The sequence below is a fragment of the Streptomyces reniochalinae genome (assembly GCF_003323735.1).
GTDB lineage: Bacteria > Actinomycetota > Actinomycetes > Streptomycetales > Streptomycetaceae > Streptomyces > Streptomyces reniochalinae.
Window position 1 is genome coordinate 45,562 of the sequence record NZ_QOIM01000042.1, and the last position, 19,095, is coordinate 64,656.

The 19,095-nt window shown below is 72.7% G+C and carries 17 protein-coding genes and 1 tRNA gene; 8 read left to right on the forward strand and 10 right to left on the reverse strand.

The features are described 5' to 3' along the window. Nucleotides 1–133: 133 nt before the first annotated feature. Entirely contained in the window at nt 134–991 is an 858-nt protein-coding gene (locus DQ392_RS25615) for a spermidine synthase (RefSeq protein ID WP_114018085.1), read from the forward strand. Nucleotides 992–1,012: 21 nt separating this feature from the next. Here the strand turns inward: DQ392_RS25615 and DQ392_RS25620 are convergent, their stop codons facing one another. Beyond that, a complete protein-coding gene (locus DQ392_RS25620; RefSeq protein WP_114018086.1) occupies nt 1,013–1,576 on the reverse strand; it encodes a hypothetical protein in 564 nt (187 codons plus the stop codon). Between the two features lie 44 nt (nt 1,577–1,620). Between DQ392_RS25620 and DQ392_RS25625 the strand changes: the two genes are divergently transcribed. After that, the gene (locus DQ392_RS25625) at nt 1,621–2,358 is read left to right on the forward strand and encodes a response regulator transcription factor (protein WP_114018087.1); all 738 of its coding nucleotides are present in this window, start codon (nt 1,621–1,623) and stop codon (nt 2,356–2,358) included. Further along, on the forward strand, nt 2,355–3,773 hold the full coding sequence (locus DQ392_RS25630) for a sensor histidine kinase (RefSeq protein WP_114018088.1): 1,419 nt from the start codon (nt 2,355–2,357) through the stop codon (nt 3,771–3,773). Before DQ392_RS25625 ends, DQ392_RS25630 begins: the two co-directional genes overlap by 4 nt. Nucleotides 3,774–4,078: 305 nt before the next feature. Here the strand turns inward: DQ392_RS25630 and DQ392_RS25635 are convergent, their stop codons facing one another. Beyond that, complete coding sequence (locus DQ392_RS25635; protein WP_114018089.1) at nt 4,079–4,309, reverse strand: chaplin; 231 nt, start codon at nt 4,307–4,309, stop codon at nt 4,079–4,081. Between the two features lie 333 nt (nt 4,310–4,642). Here DQ392_RS25635 and DQ392_RS25640 point away from each other — a divergent pair, with 333 nt between their 5' ends. Together DQ392_RS25640 and DQ392_RS25645 are read left to right on the forward strand one after the other, a co-directional pair. Then, entirely contained in the window at nt 4,643–5,683 is a 1,041-nt protein-coding gene (locus tag DQ392_RS25640; protein ID WP_114018090.1) for a chitinase, read from the forward strand. A gap of 232 nt (nt 5,684–5,915) precedes the next feature. Continuing rightward, on the forward strand, nt 5,916–6,995 hold the full coding sequence (locus DQ392_RS25645; RefSeq protein ID WP_114018091.1) for a LacI family DNA-binding transcriptional regulator: 1,080 nt from the start codon (nt 5,916–5,918) through the stop codon (nt 6,993–6,995). Between the two features lie 192 nt (nt 6,996–7,187). Here the strand turns inward: DQ392_RS25645 and DQ392_RS25650 are convergent, their stop codons facing one another. Beyond that, complete coding sequence (locus tag DQ392_RS25650; RefSeq protein WP_147266568.1) at nt 7,188–7,667, reverse strand: DUF6233 domain-containing protein; 480 nt, start codon at nt 7,665–7,667, stop codon at nt 7,188–7,190. Nucleotides 7,668–7,802: 135 nt separating this feature from the next. Here DQ392_RS25650 and DQ392_RS25655 point away from each other — a divergent pair, with 135 nt between their 5' ends. Further along, nucleotides 7,803–8,024, forward strand: coding sequence for a hypothetical protein (locus DQ392_RS25655; protein WP_114018093.1), 222 nt, complete (start codon nt 7,803–7,805; stop codon nt 8,022–8,024). A 193-nt stretch (nt 8,025–8,217) separates the two neighbouring features. On the opposite strand, the gene DQ392_RS25660 is transcribed toward DQ392_RS25655, so the two are convergent. The 3 genes from DQ392_RS25660 to DQ392_RS25670 all read right to left on the reverse strand — a co-directional run bounded on the left by DQ392_RS25660 (nt 8,218) and on the right by DQ392_RS25670 (nt 10,551). Next, nucleotides 8,218–8,290: transfer RNA gene (locus tag DQ392_RS25660), tRNA-His, on the reverse strand. 133 nt (nt 8,291–8,423) lie between these two features. Beyond that, nucleotides 8,424–9,029, reverse strand: a complete 606-nt coding sequence (orn, locus tag DQ392_RS25665) for an oligoribonuclease (protein ID WP_114018094.1) — start codon at nt 9,027–9,029, stop codon at nt 8,424–8,426. 28 nt (nt 9,030–9,057) lie between these two features. Continuing rightward, complete coding sequence (locus tag DQ392_RS25670; protein WP_114018095.1) at nt 9,058–10,551, reverse strand: GlxA family transcriptional regulator; 1,494 nt, start codon at nt 10,549–10,551, stop codon at nt 9,058–9,060. Between the two features lie 1,078 nt (nt 10,552–11,629). Between DQ392_RS25670 and DQ392_RS25675 the strand changes: the two genes are divergently transcribed. Beyond that, nucleotides 11,630–12,151 (forward strand): universal stress protein, encoded by a 522-nt coding sequence (locus tag DQ392_RS25675; protein ID WP_114018096.1) that lies wholly within the window; start codon nt 11,630–11,632, stop codon nt 12,149–12,151. A 339-nt stretch (nt 12,152–12,490) separates the two neighbouring features. On the opposite strand, the gene glmS is transcribed toward DQ392_RS25675, so the two are convergent. Both glmS and DQ392_RS25685 read right to left on the reverse strand, forming a co-directional pair. After that, nucleotides 12,491–14,320 (reverse strand): glutamine--fructose-6-phosphate transaminase (isomerizing), encoded by a 1,830-nt coding sequence (gene glmS / locus DQ392_RS25680; protein ID WP_114018097.1) that lies wholly within the window; start codon nt 14,318–14,320, stop codon nt 12,491–12,493. A gap of 131 nt (nt 14,321–14,451) precedes the next feature. Beyond that, nucleotides 14,452–14,730, reverse strand: a complete 279-nt coding sequence (locus tag DQ392_RS25685; protein WP_114018098.1) for a hypothetical protein — start codon at nt 14,728–14,730, stop codon at nt 14,452–14,454. Between the two features lie 214 nt (nt 14,731–14,944). On the opposite strand from DQ392_RS25685, the gene DQ392_RS25690 reads away from it, so the two are divergent. Next, a complete protein-coding gene (locus DQ392_RS25690) occupies nt 14,945–16,618 on the forward strand; it encodes a beta-N-acetylhexosaminidase (RefSeq protein WP_114018099.1) in 1,674 nt (557 codons plus the stop codon). A gap of 277 nt (nt 16,619–16,895) precedes the next feature. On the opposite strand, the gene DQ392_RS25695 is transcribed toward DQ392_RS25690, so the two are convergent. Then, complete coding sequence (locus DQ392_RS25695) at nt 16,896–17,867, reverse strand: DUF4429 domain-containing protein (RefSeq protein ID WP_114018100.1); 972 nt, start codon at nt 17,865–17,867, stop codon at nt 16,896–16,898. Between the two features lie 61 nt (nt 17,868–17,928). After that, nucleotides 17,929–19,095 (reverse strand): acyl-CoA dehydrogenase family protein, encoded by a 1,167-nt coding sequence (locus DQ392_RS25700; RefSeq protein WP_114018101.1) that lies wholly within the window; start codon nt 19,093–19,095, stop codon nt 17,929–17,931.

The following is a 19,095-nucleotide window of genomic DNA, read 5'->3' on the forward strand; positions in this document are numbered from 1 at the left end:
TTTCCGCGTCGGCGAGGGAATCTTTTTCCGTCACAGAAATCACACGGCCCGATATGCGGCGGCACAGAATGCCACCGCGTCCGACACGTGGGCGGGGCTGAGACCGCCGCGGCCCGTGGCGGATACTGGGGGCATGGCACGCGGTGAGAGACGACGGGGGCGGGACGCCGTCGTCGCCCAGGTCGACGGCGGCACCGCCTCGCTGGTGCCCGACCCGGACCGCCCCCGCGCCTGGTCCCTGCTGCTGCACGACGCGCCCCAGTCGCACGTCGACCTCGACGACCCCACCCACCTCGGCTTCGAGTACCAGCGCAGACTCGGCCACGTCGTCGACCTCCTCGCCCCGCCGGGACGGCCCGTGAACGCGCTGCACCTGGGCGGCGGCGCCCTCACACTGGCCCGCTACCTCGCCGCCACCCGCCCCCGCTCCACCCAGCAGGTGATCGAGGTGGATCCGGCACTGACCCGACTGGTGCGCTCCCACCTGCCCCTGGCGAAGGAGTGGCGGATCCGGGTACGCGGCGGCGACGCGCGCGAGGGGCTGGCCAAACTGCCGCCGGGGTGGGCCGACCTCGTCATCGCGGACGTCTTCAGCGGCGCCCGCACCCCCGCCCACCTCACCAGCACCGAGTTCCTGCACCAGGTGCGGCGCGTGCTGCGGCCCGGCGGCTGGTACGCGGCGAACATCGCCGACGGCGCGCCACTGGCCCATCTGCGCGCCCAGATCGCGACCTGCGCCACCGCCTTCGGCCGGCAGTGCGTGCTGGCCGACCCGGCGGTGCTGCGCGGACGCCGGTTCGGCAACACCGTGCTGCTGGCAGCCGACGACCCGCTTCCCGTCGCCGAGTTGACCCGGCGCACGGCGGGCGACCCGCATCCGGGGCGGGTGGAGTCGGGCCGTGCGCTGGACGCCTTCACCGGCGGGGCACGGCCGGTCACCGACGCCACGGCGAAGGCGTCCCCGCCACCGCCAGAGGGCACGTTCGGCTGAGCCCCCGAGCGCGCCCGCCGGTCAGCCGTCGAACGTCTCGATGCGCGGACGGGCCTCGTCCCAGCGGCAGAAGACCGACGAGGACGTGGCGCCCGAGGTGAACGTCACCCTGATGTAGCCCTGGTTGTGCCACACCTTCATCTCCCAGCCGGGATCGGGCGTCGCCGACACCAGCGTGGCGGAGTCGGCCCCCATGTCGAAGACGGCCCTGCCGCCGCGTACGGTCGCGCCCTCGACCTGCCCGGTGCCGCCCCGCCCCCGCTCGGGACCCGCCGAGGTCGGCCGGGGCTTCGTGGACGGGGTCCGCCGCGGTGCGCGGTGCGGCTTCCCGGAGGGCGAGGGCGAAGCGGAGGGGGTGTGCGGCCTGGGGCGGTGGGTCGAGGAGGCACGGGGCGCGGCGCCCGCGCCGGAAGCGCCCGCCTCGGGAGCGTCCGAGACGGGCAGCGCACGCGGCGGTTCGTAGGAGGTGTCGTCCAGCACCGTGTGCACGCCGAACCAGGAGAGGGTCGTGGCGGCGCCGGTGGCGAGCGTCCACGCGAGGGCGTGCGTCCCGCGCGGTCTGCGGAGTCGTCCGGTGCGCTGCATCCCCGTCACCTTAGGGGGCGCCCGGATGCCGTACGGTTCCGCCCATGGCAAGTGTGCTCGTGGTCGAGGACGACCAGTTCGTGCGCTCCGCCCTCATCCGGCACCTGACCGAGGCGGCCCACACGGTCCGCAGCGTGGGCACGGCGCTGGAGGCCCTGCGCGAGGTGGCGCAGGTCGGTTTCGACGTGGTCGTCCTCGACCTCGGGCTGCCGGACCTCGACGGCGCCGAGGCGCTGAAGATGCTGCGCGGCGTCACCGACGTGCCGGTGATCATCGCCACGGCGCGGGACGACGAGGCCGAGATCGTCAGGCTGCTGAACGCGGGCGCCGACGACTACCTGGTCAAACCGTTCTCCGTCGCCCACCTGTCGGCCCGGATGGCGGCGGTGCTGCGCCGTACCCGCACCTCCACCGCAGGCGGCGACGGTGCCGGGGACGCCGTGATCCGGGTGGGCGGCCTCGCCATCGACCCGCTGCGCCGTATGGCACAGCTGGAGGGCGTGCTGCTCGACCTGACCCGCCGCGAGTTCGACCTGCTGGCCTTCCTGGCGCGCCGCCCCGGCGTCGTGGTCGCGCGCAAGGAGCTGCTGGCCGAGGTGTGGCAGCTCAGTTACGGGGACGACCAGACCATCGACGTCCACTTGTCATGGCTGCGGCGGAAGTTGGGGGAGACGGCCGCCAAGCCGCGCTACCTGCACACCCTGCGCGGAGTCGGCGTCAAACTGGAGCCCCCCGCCACCGCGCCCGCTGCCCCGCCCCCTGGCGAGGGCGGGCCCACGTGAGATGGGCCCTGGTGAAGGTCTGCCTCGCCGTGACCGCGATGGTGGTGGTGGCCTTCGCCGTCCCACTGGCCCTCGTCGTCAAGGAGACCGCCAGGGACCGGGCCTTCGCCGGCGCCGAACGCCGGGCCTCCGCCATCGGCCCCGCCCTCGCCATCACCCGCGACCGCCGCCAGCTCCAGCGCGCCGTCGCCATCACCCAGGCCGGCGCCGAGGGGCGCGTCGCCGTCCACGTACCCGCCGAGACGGGGAAGAACGGCGCCAGGAGCGGCCCCATACGCGTCGGCCACAGCCGGGCACCCCGCGCCCGGCTCGCGGCGGCACGCCGCCTCGGCCGAGCCACCACCGTCGAGGTCGGCGGCGGCTACACGCTCCTGCGGCCCACCGCCGTGACGGGCGGCGTCGCCGTCATCGAGGTCTTCGTACCGGACGACGAGGTCACCCACGGCGTCGCCACCTCCTGGATCGTGCTCGCCGGCGTCGGCCTCGCACTGATCGTCGGCTCGGTCGCGGTCGCCGACCGGCTCGGCACCCGCATGGTGCGGCCCGCCGAACGGCTCGCGGGCGCCGCGCACGACCTCGGCGAGGGGCAACTGGACGTGCGGGTGCCCGAAGAAGGGCCGACCGAACTGCGCTCCGCCGCCACCGCCTTCAACTCCATGGCCGACCACGTCGTCCAACTCCTGGCCAACGAGCGGGAACTGGCCGCCGACCTCTCCCACCGGCTGCGCACCCCGCTGACCGTCCTGCGCCTGAACGCCGCCTCCCTCGGCGAGGGCGACACCGCCGAGCAGACCCGGGCCGCCGTCGCACAGCTGGAAGGCGAGGTCGACACCATCATCGCCACCGCTCGCGAACAGAAAGCACTCGCGCCCCACGCCGCCTCCTCCGCCACCTGCGACGCGGCCGAGGTCGTCCGCGAACGGATGGCCTTCTGGTCGGCGCTGGCCGAGGACGAGAGCCGTGAGGCGCGGGTCGCCGGGGTGGAGCGTCCCGTACGGGTGCCGGTCGCCCGCGCCGAGCTGGCCGCGGCCGTCGACGCACTGCTGGGCAACGTCTTCCGGCACACCCCCGAAGGCACCGCCTTCGCCGTCGACCTGCACAGCGGCGGCCCCGCGAGCGAGGCCGCCATCTTGCTGGTCTCCGACGCGGGCAGCGGCATCACCGACCCCGACGCCGCGCTGCGCCGTGGCCACGGCCACGGCGGCCCCGGCTCCACGGGGCTCGGCCTGGACATCGTGCGCCGCGTCGCCGAATCCACCGGCGGCGACGTGCGGCTCGGCCGCTCGGTGCTCGGCGGCACGGAGGTACGGGTGTGGCTCGCACTCCGCGGTGCCGCGCCCGGCGACGGGGCCCGCCGGGTCAGCCACCGGCTCCGCCGCGGCGCACGGCGCGCTCGACTCGCGCGCCGTGCGTGAGGGACGTCGCGGCGCGGTTGCGCGGCGCCTGGGCGCCGCGCCCCTGGGAGGTGCCGCGTTCGACGCCTGCCTGCTCCCTCCCTCAGGCGTCCGCCTGTGCGGGGGTGCGCTGCCGCGCGGGGATGTTGCGGCGCCGGGGACCGCCGTCTGGCGGGGACGCGTGCCCCCGTGCGGGGGCGCTGCCGCGCGGGCCGTCGCCGTGGGTGGGGATGCTGGTGTGCGGGGAACGCGACCCGTGCGTGGGAACGCCGCCGGGTCCGGCCCGTGGGGCGGGCCGGACCCGGCGGCGTGCGGGTGCGCGGTGCTTACTTGTTGGCGCAGGCGTTGCCCGCGGCGGGGTTCAGCAGGCCGATGACGTCGATCGAGTTGCCGCAGACGTTGGCACCGACGTTGACCGGAACCTGGACGACGTTCCCGCTGAGGACACCCGGGGAGTTGGCGGCGCCACCCTGGGCACCGGCGTCGGCGGCCGCGGCGGAGGCACCGCCCAGGACGAGGGCGGCGGCGAAAGCGGCCGTGGTCACGGAACGAAGCATGGTGTTTCTTCTTTCAGGAGACAGACAACTTGCGCTTGGGCACCATCCACGCACAGCGGGCGCGGTGCCGTCGTTGTGACTTTCCGACCGTCGCCCGCGCGTCACCCCACGGAGGGGTGCGTTCCGTGGCGTTCGGAGCAACGCGGCTCCGGTCCGGGCGGCGGAACGCTGCCCGCGGCCTGTTCCGGGCCGCCGCTCCTGAGGGGGCCCTTTCGGTTTCCTTAAGCGCGCCCTAAGGAAACCGGCCGAAGTCCGCAACACGGCATTCGTCCGTTTCACCGCGGCTAGCGTGCTGGCCGTTCCCGTCCCCCACCTCAGCGAGGCATCGACGCGATGACGCACTCAGCCGGCCACCGCCGCCGCACCCGCCGTACGACCACTCTGCTCACGGGCGCCGCTGCCGCCGCCCTCGTCGCGTCAGGCGGCTTCCTGCTCGCCGGCAACGCGACGGCGGGCGAGGAGGCAGCGGCCGCGCCCGACGCGGCCGGTACGCCCTTCGCGCCGTACGTCGACACCTCGCTCCAGCCCTCCTACGACCTGCTGGAGAGCGCGGAGAAGACCGGCGTCAAGGAGTACAACCTGGCCTTCGTCACCAGCGGCGGCGGCCAGTGCGTCCCTCAGTGGGGCGGCTCCCAGGAGCTGGAGGACAACCCCGTCGCCCAGCAGATAGCCGATCTGCGGGCGAAGGGCGGCGACGTCCGCGTCTCCTTCGGCGGCGCCAACGGCTCCGAGCTCGCTACGGCGTGCGATTCGCCGGACGCGCTCGCCGCGGCGTACGGCAAGGTCGTCGACACCTTCGATCTGAAGAAGATCGACCTGGACATCGAGGGCGCGGCGCTGCCCGACACCGAGGCCAACGAGCGGCGCGCCAAGGCCGTCGCCGCGCTCCAGGAGAGCCACCAGGATCTGGACGTCTCCTACACCCTGCCGGTGATGCCCGAGGGGCTGACGGAGCCCGGCGTGGCCCTGCTGAAGAACGCCGAGGCCAACGGGGTGCGGGTGTCGGCCGTCAACATCATGGCCATGGACTACGGGCCCTCCTACGACGGTGACATGGGCGAGTACGCCACCCAGGCGGCGACGGCCACGCACAAGCAGGTCGCCGAGGCGCTCGGTCTGGGCGAGGCGGAGGCGTGGAAGGCGCTGGCCATCACCCCGATGATCGGCGTCAACGACGTCAACGTGGAGGTGTTCGAGCCCGAGGACGCCAAGGAGGTCAGCGCGTTCGCGAAGGAGAAGGGCATGGGCTGGGTCTCGATGTGGTCCGGTACCCGCGACAAGCCCTGCCCCGGCGGCCCCAAGGACCAGGCTGACCCCACCTGCTCCAGCATCGAGCAGCAGCCCTACGACTTCACCGAGGCGTTCGCGGGCTGACCCCACGGCAGCCCCTGTCCGGCCGGACCCGCGTCACGGCCCCCGTCCAGGGCCCGTACCCGGCGCACCGGCCCGCCCGGCGGGGCGCGACGGCCCCACCCCCCACCCGTCGCGCCCCGCCGCGCCGTCGAAGGGGCCCGCGCACGCGCGGGCCCCTTCGACGGCCGTTGTAGTTGAATGAGCTCCCTCGCCCCGGCCTCGCCAGGTCCGGGGCCGGCGCGGGGAGGGGACCATGGCAGCAGCGCGCGGCGGACGACCCGGCAGGCCCGCACCGCCCCGGCCGACTCTGGAGGAGGTCGCACGCCGTGCGGGGGTGGGACGCGGCACCGTCTCCCGGGTGGTCAACGGCTCGCCTCGCGTCAGCGACCGCACCCGCGCCCTCGTCGAGGAGGCCGTCGCCGAACTGGGGTATGTGCCCAACCGGGTGGCCCGCGCGCTGGCGGCGGGCAGCGCGGACGCCATAGCGCTGGTCGTCCCCGAGGCCGGGTCCAGGTTCTTCACCGAGCCGTACTTCTCCGACATCGTCCGCGCGGTCGGTACGGAGCTCGCCCGCGCCGACATGCAGCTGCTCCTCACCCTGCTGGACTCCCAGAAGGAGCGGGACCGCTTCGCGCAGTACGCGATGGCGCACCGGATCGACGGGGTGCTGCTCGTCTCCGTGCACGCCGACCACACGCTGCCCGACCTGCTCACCCGCGCCGGTATCCCCACCGTGCTCGGCGGCAGGCGCCGCGCCGCCGAACCGGTGCCCTACGTCGACTGCGACAACACAGGCGGGGCTCGCGCCGCCGTCGCACATCTGCTCGACCGGGGACGCCGCACCGTCGCCACCATCACGGGACCCGGCAGCGTCCACGCCGCGCGCTGCCGTACGGAGGGCTACCGCGCGGCGCTGCGCGCGGCCCACCGCCCGCTGGACGAACGCCTCGTGGCGGGCGGGGACTTCACCGAGGAGGGCGGTGGCCGCGCCATGCGCCTGCTGCTGGAGCGCGCCCCCGCGCTCGACGCCGTCTTCTGCGCCTCCGACGTGATGGCCGCGGGCGCCCGGCACGCGCTGCGGGAAGCGGGCAGGTCGGTACCGGACGACGTCGCCCTCGTGGGCTTCGACGACTCGGTCGTCTCCCGCCACATGGATCCGCCGCTGACCACGGTGCGGCAGCCCCTGCCCGTCATGGGCCGGGAGATGGCCCGCCTCCTGCTGGACCTCCTCGGCAGGGGAACGCCTGGCGCCCCCGTCGCGCACACCACGGGGGAGGGCGACCGCCGCCACCGCGTCCTGCCCACCGAACTGGTCACCCGCGCCTCCTCCTGACGGCAGGCCGGCCCCTCCTCGGGCCCCTCCGCGGTGCGCGGTCCCGGCCGAAGGCCGTTGCCTCACAGGTACGGCTCGTACGACGACCGGCGGTGACCGGGCTCCCGGCGGACCGCGCCCGGCCACGGACGGGGCGGATGCTTCGGCCGTGTGGTGCAGGCGCCGCCGCGGGCTCCGCCGCCTCGCGGACCTTCAGCGCGCCGCGCGCAGCGCGCGGTCGGGGCGGCAGACGTCGCACACCCGCGCGTCCTCGCCGTCGGCCAGCAGTTCCACCGCCTCCCGTGCGGTGATCCGCCGGGTGAGCCACCCGTCCCTGGCCTGCCAGCAGTCGCGGCGGTGCACGCACCACCACGGCCCCTCCTGGCCGACACCGCGTACGCGGACCGCCACCCACTGGCGGCCGGTCACCGCGCCGGCCGTCGGCAGCGCCGCGTAGCTCTCGCCGGGGAGAGGGGTGATGCTCTCGGCCGCGACGACGATGGCGGTCGGCGCGCTGCCCGGCTCGACGCGTCCGTCGGGGTGCTGGTAGCGGCTGGGCAGGATCGCCTCGCACTCGTACCACCAGTGCCCGTCGGGGGTGCGGGAGCGGCCGGTGACGATGACGTCCAGTTCCTGTCCGTCGGGCATCCGGGCCCGCGCCCACGGCCCTGCCCTGTCACTCCACTCACTCACGTACCGAATATTAGTTCGAATATGGAGGGCTGCGCCGTCCGGGTTCAATCCGCGACGACGTTTTCGTGTTGTACCAAAAAGTGACACTTCGGCAGCCATCGTGGTGCTTCGTCCAACCAACCCTTGGAGGTTCCCATGCGTATGCGTACGCTCGCGCGCTCCGTCGCCGTCGGCTTCGCCGTTCTCGGCCTGGCCGGTGCGGGCGCGGGTTCCGCTGCCGCCTGGCCGAAGGGGCACCAGCACAACTCGGTGCACGAGTCGGTCAGCAAGGAGTGGAAGAAGATCCACGTCTCCGACGACGACCACATCATGAGCGACTCGGTCGTCTTCGTCTTCGGCCCGATGCAGAACGACTGAGCCGAGCGACCCGTAACGGCAGACACTCAAGCTCTGCCCGCCCGTCAGCACCGCGTTCCCGTCTCCCGGCAGGGAGTCCGGGAACGCGGTGTTTTCCGTACCCGGGTGGGACCCGTAGGACCCGTGAACGGTCGCACGGCACGAACGAGCGAGGCCCCCACCGGACTTGCCGGTGAGGGCCTCGCTCGAAGAGGGTGATCGACGGGACTTGAACCCGCGACATCCTGGACCACAACCAGGTGCTCTACCAACTGAGCTACGACCACCACGTCCGGTGCGGGGAGAAGACCTTCCCTGACCGGCCGCTACGAGTGTACAGGGTTCGGGCGTGTGCTCGCGCACGGGTTTCCGGGCGGGGCCGGGACAGGCCCTCCGCCGGTCGGTGCGGCGTCAGGACCGTCAGTGCGCCGGGGGCAGCACGTGCTGGGCGGCGATCTTCTTCGCCGTCTCCGAGTCGGGCCCCGGGTGCGGGACGAACACGGCCTCGCGGTAGTACCGCAGCTCGGCGATCGACTCGCGGATGTCGGCCAGCGCCCGGTGGTTGCCGTTCTTCTCCGGGCTGTTGTAGTAGGCCCGGGGATACCAGCGGCGGGCCAGCTCCTTGACCGAGGAGACGTCCACGATGCGGTAGTGCAGGTGGCTCTCCAGGGCCGGCATGTCCCTGGCGAGGAAGCCGCGGTCGGTGCCGACGGTGTTCCCGCACAGCGGCGCCTTCCCGGCGTCCGGAACCCACTCGCGCAGATACGCCAGCACCTGGGCCTCCGCGTCGGCCAGCGTCGTACCGCCGTCCAGCTCGGCGAGCAGACCGGAGGTGGTGTGCATCTGGCGCACCACCTCCGGCATCGCCTCCAGGGCTGAGGCGGGCGGGCGGATCACGATGTCCACGCCGTCCCCGAGTACGTTCAGCTCCGAGTCGGTCACCAGCGCGGCCACCTCGATGAGCGCGTCATCGGACAGCGAGAGGCCGGTCATCTCGCAGTCGATCCACACCATGCGATCGTTCATGCGCTTCACACTACGTGACCCGTCCCGCTCAGCCCGCCCCGCGGCCACGCTGGCCCGGGACCCGCGGGGCGAACGCGTCCGAGTCGGGTTTGCCCTGTTCTGAGCGGCCTTCCCGTACGCTCCGGTACTCGCGCACCCCCTGACGCCCGCCGTGTGCGGCGGCCGGGCCGTTCGCGGGGGCACCCGCCTGTCCGTGCCCGGCAGCGGCCCCCGGCTCGCCGCCCGGCTCCTGAGCGCTCCCGTACCCGTGCCCCTGACCGGCCGGCGGGTGTCCCGGCTGTACGGCGTGACCCGGCTGCCCGCCCGGGTACCCCGCGCCGGCGTGGACGGGGCCCGGCCCGTATCCCGGCACGTACCCGCCGCCCTGACCGCCGGGGCTCTGACCGCCGGGGCTGTGGCCGCCGGGGCCCGGCTGCGGCTGGTGCGGCAGGCGCGCTCCGCCCTCCGTGCCGTCCCCGCCGAGCAGGGGAGCGTCGTCGCCCTGCTCCCCGTCCACCTGCCGTGCCCGGTAGGCGGCCCGGTAGGCGGCGGGGGAGGCGCCGAGCTGGCGGCGGAAGTGGCCGCGCAGCGCGACGGGGGAGCGGAAGCCGCAGCGTCCCGCCACCTCGTCCACCGAGTAGTCCGACGTCTCCAGCAGCCGCTGCGCCTGGAGCACGCGCTGGGTGATCAGCCACTGCAGTGGAGCGCTCCCAGTAAGAGACCGGAAGCGTCGGTCGAAGGTGCGGCGGCTCATGTACGCGCGCGCGGCGAGGGTCTCCACGTCGAACTGCTCGTGGAGGTGTTCCAGCGCCCAGGCGACGACCTCGGCCAGCGGGTCGGCGCCGATCTCCTCTGGTAAGGAGCGGTCCAGGTGGCGGGGGTGGCCGCCGGTCTCCTGGCCGTTGCCGCGGCGGGGCGGGATGACCAGCCGCCGCGCGAGTGCCCCGGCCGCCTCGGCGCCGTGGTCGGTGCGCACCACGTGCAGGCACAGGTCTATGCCCGCCGCCGTGCCGGCGGAGGTGAGGATGTCGCCGTCGTCCACGAACAGTTCGCGCGGGTCGACGTGGACGGCCGGATAGCGCTTGGCCAGCGTCGGCGCGTACATCCAGTGCGTGGTGGCGGGGCGGCCGTCGAGCAGGCCCGCGGCGGCGAGGACGAACGCGCCCGTGCACAGCCCGATGATCCGGGCCCCCTCCTCGTGCGCGCGGCGCAGCGCCTCCAGGGCTGCCGGGGGTGGTGGCTGGGTGATGGAGCGCCAGGCGGGCACGACGACCGTGCCGGCGCGGGAGATCGCCTCGAGGCCGAACGGCGCGCTCAACTGGAGCCCGCCGGTGGTGCGCAGCGGTCCGTCCTCGCCCGAGCAGACCAGCAGCCGGTAGCGCGGAACTCCCGCGTCCTGGCGGTCGATTCCGAAGACGGAGAGCGGGATGGAACTCTCGAAGATGGGACCACCGCTGAAGAGCAACACCGCCACGATCTCGCGCCGGCGGCGCGCGGCCAGCTTGCGGGTCTCAACTGGGCCGTTCGTGGAGTCCTGGCTCATTGGAACTAAGCCCCCCTCAATCGTTGTGTTCCTCTCGGTCCATACACATCTCCCCCGCTCTCCCCCGCAGCGAAAGCCAAGATCGAATCTACTGCGTCGGACGAGGTGGGCGGTGCAAGTTCGGCATCCGGCGCTATGTCGACAAGGCAACTTGGCGTGAAGCATTCGATCACGAAGCGTTTCACTCAAAGGCGTTGCAGGGAAGTACGCATGCCCTCTCTGCCCCGTCAACGTAGGGTGCACACCCGCGCGGCGCTCCTTTCGTCCCTGGTGACAGGGGGTCGGGGGAGTGGTACGGGAAGGGATGAGGCGTGCTCCCAAGTTGGCCGAAAAACGAGGGGGGTCACACGTACGATCCAGTCACTCCCGGGGCGCACGCCATGGGTGGCCAGAGGCGTGGGAGGCGCATGCTGCGCCTGGTCATCCCCGGTCCGGCGGAGGGCCGAACGGCGCGTGACATCTGGTTACTCAGTGTGCGCCGGTGTGCGCCCCGAGCGATCGTCTCGCGCCATCGCATCGACCCGCTGCCGGGCCGGCGGCGACCGGCGGCCGCCGGTGGCCGACCGCTACTCGGCCGGTGCCCGACCGGGGCCGGCCTGGCGGTGCCGGTCGCGGTGCGGGTGCGCGTACCCGGTGTGCCGGGGTGCCGCGCCGGCGTGACCGGGCCGCCGCGCAAGGTGACCGGACCGCCGCGCAAGGTGGGCGGGTCCCCGGTGCAAGGTGGCGGGGGCCCGGTGCAAGGTGGGCGGGGCCCGCCCGGTGCGGTGCGGTGGCCTCCGCGGGCCCCGGCGGGCCCCGCCCGTGTCAAGGAGGCGCGTAAGGGGCGTAACGCGGCATTGCGCTGAGGGCCGCGCTCAGGCATGCTCCGGGGTCAACCGCCCCGGCGGCCGCCTTCTCTTGCCTGTGCAAGGGGGGAGTGCCGCCGTACCCTTTGGGTAAGGGAATTGGGAAGACGATTCCCGGTCTTCCCCGGTCTTCGTCCCCTTCGTCGAGCCGGCCGTGAGGCCCCGAGCAGAACGAGAAAGCGCAAGCCGTCCGTCGTCCCTCTGTACACAGGACTCATTCGCCGAGACAACTCATGGCAGGACACGAGATCCCTGACCCAGCGGACCGCAGGCAGATCGCCGACTCCACGGCGGTCCCCGAAGCGGCGGGCGAGCCACGCCACTCCTGCGATCCGGCCTTCCAGCACGGCGTCGTCGTCGGTTTCGACGGCTCGGTCTCCAGCGAGCGGGCGCTCGCCTACGCCATCGGCATGGCCCGGCGTACCGTCTCGGGGCTCATCATCGTGCACGTCGCCAACCGGCTGCCGACCACGGTGTGGGCGGGCTGCGAGCCGCCCGTCTTCGTCGACGTCCCCGACCACCGCACCGAGGTCCTCGGGCTCGAACTCGCCTGCGCCGAGCACCTGTCCGAGGTGCCGTGGATCCTGGTGGAGCGCGGCGGCGACATCTGCCACGAACTGGAGGAGGTCGGCAGCGAGTACGCGGCCGACGCCATCGTGGTCGGCTCCACGCACGGCCTGGTGGGGCGGATGTTCGGCTCGGTGGCGGGCCGCCTCGCGCGCCGCGCCCAGCGCCCGGTCGTGGTCGTGCCCTGATCCGGCCGGGGAGCCGAGGTGCCGAGCGCGCGGGGAGTGCCGCGGCCTGTGCCTCCGTGTGCGGTCGGGCGTGCGATCCGGTGTGTGATCCTCCAACTCCGGTGTGTTCACCGGCGGTTGATTCCGTGGGGATCGATAAATCTACTCGCCCGTAGAGGTGCGTTGTGCGCTTGTGAGGGGCATACAGACAGCACGTGGGCGCCCCGGACCGAGGGCGTGCCGCCGACCGGGAGTGACGGTCCCGCGCGGCGGCCCACCTGCCGGCGTAATGGGCGACGCCGGCACAGGGGAGGCGGAATCCCGCGCGGTTGGTGGCCCGCGCGGGATTCCGCCCATCCGCTACTCGACGGTGACGGACTTGGCCAGGTTGCGGGGCTTGTCGATGTCCCGGCCGAGGGCCAGCGCCGTGTGGTAGGCCAGCAGCTGGAGCGGGATGCCCATCAGGATCGGGTCCAGCTCGTCCTCGTTCTTCGGCACCACGATGGTGTGGTCCGCCTTCTCCTGCTCCTGGTGCGCCACGGCCAGAATCCGGCCGCTGCGGGCCTTGATCTCCTCCATGGCCGCGCGGTTCTTCTCCAGCAGGTCGTCCTCCGGCACGATCGCCACCGTCGGCATCGCCGGCTCGATCAGGGCCAGAGGCCCGTGCTTGAGCTCCGAGGCGGGGTAGGCCTCGGCGTGGATGTAGGAGACCTCCTTCAGCTTCAGGGATGCCTCCAGCGCGACGGGGTAGCCGCGCACCCGGCCGATGAAGAGCATGGAGCGGGCGTCCGCGTAGTTCTTGGCCAGCTTCTCGATCTCCGGCTCCTGCTTGAGGATCTCGGCGATCTGGGCCGGCAGCCTGCGCAGGCCCTCGATGATGCGCTTGCCGTCCTTGACCGACAGATCGCGGGTGCGGCCCAGGTGCAGGGCGAGCAGCCCGAAGGCCACCACGGTGTTGGTGAAGCACTTGGTGGACACGACGCAGACCTCGGGGCCCGCGTGCACGTACACCCCGCCGTCGGCCTCGCGCGCGATGGCCGAGCCGACGACGTTGATGACGCCCAGCACGCGAGCGCCCTTGCGCTTGAGCTCCTGGACGGCGGCGAGCGCGTCGTAGGTCTCCCCGGACTGCGAGACGGCGATGTAGAGGGTGTCAGGGTCCACCACCGCGTTGCGGTAGCGGAACTCGCTGGCCGGCTCGGCGTCGGCGGGGATGCGGGCCAGCTCCTCGATCATCTGTGCGCCGATCAACCCCGCGTGGTAGGAGGTGCCGCAGCCGAGGATCTTCACCCGGCGCACGGCGCGCGCCTCGCGCGGGTCCAGGTTGAGGCCGCCGAGGTGGACGGTGGCGAACCGGTCGTCGATACGGCCGGCCAGCACCCGGTCCACCGCGTCCGCCTGCTCGGCGATCTCCTTGTGCATGTAGGTCTCGTGGCCGCCCAGGTCGTAGGACTCGGCGGCGTACTCGACCGTCTCGGGCGAGGAGGAGGTGCGCGACCCCTCTGTGGTGTACGTGCGGTAGTCGCCGGCCTTGATGGTGGCCATCTCGCCGTCGTCCAGGGTGACGACCTGGCGCGTGTGGGAGACCAGCGCGGCGACGTCCGAGGCGACGAACATCTCGTTCTCCCCGATGCCCAGCACGACGGGGGAGCCGTTGCGGGCGACGACGATGCGCTCGGGGAAGTCGGCGTGCAGCACGGCGATGCCGTAGGTGCCCTCGATGTGGCGCAGTGCCTCCTGGATCCGGCCCTCGAGGCTCTCCGCCCGCGCGGCGGCGATGAGGTGGACGAGCACCTCCGTGTCGGTCTCGGAGACGAAGGCGACACCGTCCGCGCTCAGCTTGGCCCGCAGCTCGGCGGCGTTGTCGATGATGCCGTTGTGGACGACGGCGACCTTCTCGGCCGGGTCCAGGTGCGGGTGGGCGTTGACGTCGTTGGGGGCGCCGTGGGTGGCCCAGCGGGTGTGCGCGATGCCGGCCGTGCCGGAGAACCGCTTGGGGACGCGCTCTTCCAGGTCGCGGACGCGGCCCTTGGTCTTGGCCGTCTTGAGGGCGCCGGGTTTGCCCGCGGTGCCGCCGGTCTGGATGGCGATGCCCGCGGAGTCGTAGCCGCGGTACTCCAGTCGCTGGAGCCCCTCCAGCAGGAGCGGGGCGGTGTCACGCTTACCGATATATCCCACGATTCCGCACATACTGCTGATGCCCTGCCTCTCCGTCGTGCTGTGGTGCTGTTGAAGGTGGTGCCGCGTGGTGCGGGTGGTGGCGCCGTGCCCTGTCCGCCGTGGCCTGTTCGCCGCGATCGTCGGAGCAACGGCGCCGGAGGTCAGCCGTAGACGATGCGGCGCAGCTGTCTGAGCGACAGCTGAGGCGGTGCCACGGCGCGGTGCGGCAGCTCGGCCTCGATGCGTTCGAAGATCTCCGGATTCGTCAGGCCCTTGGCCTGGAGCTCCCGGTGCCGGCGCCGGACGAACTCGGATGCCGTCTCGTCGAAGTACGACAAGACGTCCAGCACCACCCGCGCCGCCTCGCCGCGCCGCAGCGGCGTGGTGCGGACCAGGTGGTCGAGTAGGTCGTCGTGGACCGGCGTCGGAGCGTCGAGCACTCGTCGATAGTGCGGTCTCGACGTCACGATCGCAAGAAATCTGCCCGATAGCGGGCACGGCGTGGCGAAAAGTGGAGCCATCCGATGTCTTCACGGTCGTCTTCGGGACCGCCATCATGACGAAGTGTCCTGAAGACGGCTTTCGTTGAGAGTGCGCCACCCCGGTGAACGACCGTTCGAAGAAATCCTGACCGGATCTCGGAGGGATCACTGAATGGGACGACGACTCCGACCGCTGCTGCTCCTGTGCGCCTCACTGCTCGCCGCCACCTCGCTGCCCGCCGTCTCGGCCACCGCCGACACCGGAGTGCGTTCAGGGCAGGGCACCGCGCACGGCCCCCGTTCGCTCGATGAGGTGATACCCGCGCCCGCCTCCGTACGGGCCAAGGGCAAGCCCTACACGCTGTCCCCGCGGACCGTGATCCGGGTGAGCGGCGGGCACGGCCCCGGGCGCGACCGCGTACGAGGGCACGGGCGGGGGAAAAAGGGTGGGCACGACGCCTCCTCGGGTGCGCGCCAGGTGGCCGAACAGCTGGCCGACCTGCTGCGGCCCGCCACCGGCTACCGGCTGCCCGTCACCACCCGCCCCGGACGCGACGGCATCCACCTGAGGCTGAGCGGCGAACGCGGACTCGGTCCCGAGGGATACCGGCTCCACGTCACCGAACGCGCCACCGTCCTCAGCGCCCGCGAGCCCGCGGGCCTCTTCCACGGCATCCAGACCCTGCGCCAGCTCCTGCCCGCCGCCGTCGAGGCCGACAGCACCCGTCCGGGGCCCTGGCAGATCGCCGGCGGCACCCTCACGGACAAGCCGCGCTACGCCTACCGCAGCGCCATGCTGGACGTCTCCCGGCACTTCTTCCCCGTCGACTCGGTCAAGCGCTACATCGACCAGCTCGCCCTCTACAAGATCAACACCCTGCACCTCCACCTCTCCGACGACCAGGGCTGGCGCATCGCCATCGACTCCTGGCCACGGCTGACCACCCACGGCGGCAGCACCCAGGTCGGCGGCGGCCCCGGCGGCTACTACACCAAGGCCGACTACCGCGACATCGTCCGCTACGCCGCCGACCGGCACCTGACCGTCGTGCCCGAGATCGACATGCCGAGCCACACCAACGCCGCCCTGGCCTCGTACGCCGAACTCAACTGCGACGGCAAGGCGCCGCCCCTTTACACCGGCACCGACGTGGGCTTCAGCTCGCTGTGCGTACCACTCGAGCGCACCTACGACTTCGCCGACGACGTGATCCGCGAACTGGCGGCCCTCACCCCCGGCCCCTACCTGCACATCGGCGGCGACGAGGCCCACTCCACCAGCGAGGAGGACTTCGCGGCCTTCATGAAGCGCGTCCAGCCCCTCGTCGCCAAGTACGGCAAGACCGCGGTCGGCTGGCACCAGATCACCGCGGCGCCGCGCCGGGGCACCATCGCCCAGTACTGGGGCTACGACGAGACCGGGGCTGAGGAACGCGCCCAGGTGGCCGCCGCCGCACGCAACGGCACCCGGCTGGTGATCTCCCCGGCGGACCGCTCCTACCTCGACATGAAGTACGACAAGGACACGCCCCTCGGCCTCTCCTGGGCCGGCTACGTGTCCACCGAGCGCTCCTACGACTGGGATCCGGCCACCTACCTCGACGGCGTCCCCGAACGGGCCGTCCTCGGTGTGGAAGCACCCCTGTGGACCGAAACCCTCTCGACCAGCGCCCAGCTCGAGTACATGGCCTTCCCGAAACTGCCCGGCATCGCCGAACTGGGGTGGTCCCCGGCCGCCACCCACGACTGGGACACCTACCGCGTGCGGCTCGCCCGGCAGGCGCCCCGCTGGGACCTGATGGGGGTGAACTACTACCGCTCCCCGCAGGTGCCCTGGGACGGCTAGGAGCCTGTTTCCCGGGTATGGCCGTGCGCTCGCCGGCGTGCGCGTGCCCGGTGACGCGCGACCGGCCTCCGGCTGATACCGGAGGCCGGTGCCGCGTACGGGGGGCGCCGGAGACGCGTCACCTGTCTGACCGGTGACGCGGGCGACCAAGGGGCGGGCGGCGGGCACGGGCATCGCCGGCGAGGCGGGCTCTCGTCCTCAGCCCGCCACGGGAGCGTCCGAGCGCGCGGTCACCGGACGCGTCCCGACCCGGCGGACCGGTGACCCGCCCGCAGCGTCAGAGGCGGTCGAGGACCGCCTTCTTGGCCAGGGCGAACTCCTCGTCCGTCAGAACGCCCGAGCGGTGCAGCTCGCCCAGCTCCCGCAGCCGCCGCAACAGCACGTCGTGGTCGGCACCCGCGGCCGCGGAGCCGCCCCCGCCCGAGGGGGCCGTCCCGGCGCGTGGGCCGCCGCCCGCCGTGGCCTTGGGCGGGGGATCCGCCGCGTCCGCCTCCGGAAGGGCCCGGCCGTCCCGCGCCTGCGCCGGGAGGGAGCCGCCGTGCGGGTGGGGCAGCCGGGCGGCGACGGCTGCCGCCAGCCGCACCGCGCCGCTCGTCTCCCTGGCCTGCCGCACGCCCCACAGCACCAGGCAGTTGGGGTCGTGCTCCGGCTTGAGCGCGCGCTGGTCCTCCTTGAGGCGGAAGCGCAGGCTGCCGTTCTCCCAGCCCAGCGCCGGCGTCCACTCCACACCCTCCAGATCCCCGAGCCCGAGACGGCGCGGGCCGGCCGACGTCTTGCTCTCCTCGGCCATCCAGTTCCAGTCCAGCTGGAGGTTCTCCCCGTCGAACGTCACCGTGCCGTCCGAACCGGTCGCTGTCAGCGGGACGGCCGGACCGGGCAGCAGAAAACGGTCGCACGCCGTCCCCGGCACCTCGGCGAGCAGCAGCGCGGTACGCACCTCCTCGACGAGGTATTCGGCCACGCCCGTGCGGTCCTTCTCCACGGGAAGCTGGTACGGGTCCGAGGAGTCGGGCAGCCGCCCCCGGGCCACCTGGGAGAGGGGGTCGGCGCCCTCACGGAGCCGCAGGCGCAACCTGCCGCCCTTGCGGCCGCCCGGCTCGTAGGCGATACCGGCCACCGCGCCCAGTGGCACGACGATCTCCCCCAGGACCTTGCGCAGCTGGTGCACCTGACGCTCGGTGCCGGGCACGATCCTGAGATGCTCCCCGTCGAAGGTCCAGGCTCCGGCTCGCTGCAAAATCTCCGCCATGCTCCGATTATTCGGGCTCGGGGCAGCGGTGCACACCCGGGTGACGGGCAGGGCCGTGGCGTCAGGCCCCCACCCCCAACTCGCGGGCCACCAGCATGCGCTGGACCTCGCTCGTGCCCTCGCCGATTTCGAGGATCTTGGCGTCGCGCCACATGCGGGCGACCGGGTACTCGTTCATGAAGCCGTAGCCGCCGTGCACCTGGGTGGCCTCGCGGGCGTTGCTGACGGCGATCTCGGAGGAGTACAGCTTCGCCAGCGCGGCCTGCTTCTTGAACGGCTCGCCCGCCACCAGCCGGGCGGCGGCGTCGCGCCAGGTGACGCGCGCGGTGTGCGCCCGCATCTCCATGTCGGCGATCTTGAACTGGATCGCCTGGTTCGCACCGATGGGCTTGCCGAACGCCATACGGGTGTTCGCGTAGCCGACCGACTCGTCCACACAGCCCTGCGCCAGCCCGGTCGCGAGCGCGGAGATCGCGATGCGTCCCTCGTCGAGGATCCGCAGGAACTGCGCGTAGCCGCGGCCCAGCTCGCCCAGCAGGTTGGCCTTCGGCACGCGGACATCGGTGAAGGACAGCTCGTGCGTGTCCGAGGCGTTCCAGCCGACCTTGGAATAGCCGGGAGCCACGGTGAAGCCCGGTGTGCCGGAGGGGACGATGATCGAGGAGATGCGCGGCGCGCCGTTGTCCTTGCGTCCGGTGACGGCCGTGACCGTGACCAGACCCGTGATGTCCGTCCCCGAGTTGGTGATGAAGCACTTGGTGCCGTTGATCACCCATTCCCCTGTGGACTCGTCCAGCACGGCAGTCGTGCGGGTGCCGCCCGCGTCCGACCCGCACTCCGGCTCGGTCAGCCCGAAAGCGCCCAGGACCTGGCCCGAACACAACTTCGGCAGCCACTCCTGCTTCTGCTCCCGCGTGCCGAACAGGTGGATCGGCATCGCCCCCAGGGACACGCCCGCCTCCAGCGTGATCGCCACGGAGGAGTCCACCCGGGCCAGCTCCTCCAGGGCGAGGCAGAGCGCCAGGTAGTCACCGCCCATACCGCCGTACTCCTCGGGGAACGGCAGCCCGAACAGGCCCATGGCCCCCATCTGGCGCACGATCTCGTACGGGAACGCGTGCCGCTCGTAGAAGTCACCGATCGTGGGCGCCACCACGTCGTGGGCGAACTCCTCGACGGTGCGGCGCAGTTCCTCGTGCTCAGGGGAGAGGCGGTGGTCGAGAGCCAT

Excerpts from the sequence above, each read along its gene's own strand:
- DQ392_RS25615 (WP_114018085.1), top strand. The coding sequence starts at position 134 with ATGGCACGCGGTGAGAGACGACGGGGGCGGGACGCCGTCGTCGCCCAG.
- DQ392_RS25645 (WP_114018091.1), top strand. The coding sequence starts at position 5,916 with ATGGCAGCAGCGCGCGGCGGACGACCCGGCAGGCCCGCACCGCCCCGG.
- DQ392_RS25625 (WP_114018087.1), top strand. The coding sequence starts at position 1,621 with ATGGCAAGTGTGCTCGTGGTCGAGGACGACCAGTTCGTGCGCTCCGCC.
- DQ392_RS25695 (WP_114018100.1), bottom strand. The coding sequence starts at position 17,867 with ATGGCGGAGATTTTGCAGCGAGCCGGAGCCTGGACCTTCGACGGGGAG.
- DQ392_RS25675 (WP_114018096.1), top strand. The coding sequence starts at position 11,630 with ATGGCAGGACACGAGATCCCTGACCCAGCGGACCGCAGGCAGATCGCC.
- DQ392_RS25620 (WP_114018086.1), bottom strand. The coding sequence starts at position 1,576 with ATGCAGCGCACCGGACGACTCCGCAGACCGCGCGGGACGCACGCCCTC.
- orn (WP_114018094.1), bottom strand. The coding sequence starts at position 9,029 with ATGAACGATCGCATGGTGTGGATCGACTGCGAGATGACCGGCCTCTCG.
- DQ392_RS25635 (WP_114018089.1), bottom strand. The coding sequence starts at position 4,309 with ATGCTTCGTTCCGTGACCACGGCCGCTTTCGCCGCCGCCCTCGTCCTG.
- DQ392_RS25690 (WP_114018099.1), top strand. The coding sequence starts at position 14,945 with ATGGGACGACGACTCCGACCGCTGCTGCTCCTGTGCGCCTCACTGCTC.
- glmS (WP_114018097.1), bottom strand. The coding sequence starts at position 14,320 with ATGTGCGGAATCGTGGGATATATCGGTAAGCGTGACACCGCCCCGCTC.
- DQ392_RS25655 (WP_114018093.1), top strand. The coding sequence starts at position 7,803 with ATGCGTATGCGTACGCTCGCGCGCTCCGTCGCCGTCGGCTTCGCCGTT.
- DQ392_RS25700 (WP_114018101.1), bottom strand. The coding sequence starts at position 19,095 with ATGGCTCTCGACCACCGCCTCTCCCCTGAGCACGAGGAACTGCGCCGC.
- DQ392_RS25670 (WP_114018095.1), bottom strand. The coding sequence starts at position 10,551 with ATGAGCCAGGACTCCACGAACGGCCCAGTTGAGACCCGCAAGCTGGCC.
- DQ392_RS25640 (WP_114018090.1), top strand. The coding sequence starts at position 4,643 with ATGACGCACTCAGCCGGCCACCGCCGCCGCACCCGCCGTACGACCACT.